Here is an 881-nt window from a genome sequence, read left to right as displayed (position 1 = left end):
CTAGGGCCTGTTGATCTTTGCTGTTCATAATTCAGCCAACCCACATTGGCAGCCATATAAGGCAGCAAGCCAAGGCCAGTGTACTTGCATAATTCCGGGCTAATTTATCATACCTTGTTGCTACTGAGCGGTAATGTTTTAGCCTGGCAAACACGTTCTCAACCAGATGGCGATATTTGTACAGACACCAGTCAATATCGCCATTACCAATCTTCGAATTACGCTTGCGCGGTATGTTAGGGACGCCCTTTTTTTCTCGGATCTGCTCTCGTATCTTCTCGCTATCATAGCCCCGGTCAGCGATAACGTGTTCGGCATCAGGCAGTTGTTTTAGTAATTCTATGGCTGCTTTACTGTCATGAACCTCACCGCCTGTCACAATAAAATCTATTGGCAAGCCGCAACTATCCACTGCCATATGGATTTTCGTCGTGTTACCACCACGACTTTTCCCAATCGCTTCTTTATCTTCTGAGCGAGCACCTGTCGCATGCTGATGCGCTTTGACGATGCTTCCGTCTATAAATTCCCACTCTAAATCAGCCAATTGCCTTAACTCTGCGAATAGCTGCATTAGAATGCCTTTTTTAGACCACAGGTTAAAACGCCGGTAGATGGCGCTCCAATCTCCAAAAGCTTCTGGCACATCGCGCCAAGGGCAACCGACCCGCATCCGATACAAAATGCCTTCGAAAGTATTTCTGTGTTCCGGCTTGTCATATACGCGGCCCGTTTTAAGCATCAATCTGATTAGCTTTGACCAGTACTCGTCTGTTAACATTGTTCTTGGCATGATGGGTTGTCATGGTTAGTTTTTGGCGAAAGTAATTATACCAGCCCATCATGCTGTCTAATAATCCATCACGAAAGATCAACAAGCC

Annotated in this window: 1 protein-coding gene; it reads right to left on the bottom strand. The window is 46.0% G+C overall.

Translation table 11 applies throughout. From position 1 onward, the window contains the following. Nucleotides 1-31: 31 nt before the first annotated feature. Nucleotides 32-793 (bottom strand): IS5-like element ISSpu10 family transposase, encoded by a 762-nt coding sequence (locus tag ACU696_RS20925; protein WP_011789342.1) that lies wholly within the window; start codon nucleotides 791-793, stop codon nucleotides 32-34. Nucleotides 794-881: the final 88 nt, after the last annotated feature.

This window comes from Providencia sp. PROV_01 (assembly GCF_053098325.1).
The sequence above is the reverse complement of the archived record's forward strand: the minus strand, read 5'-3'. Positions and strand labels throughout refer to the sequence as shown.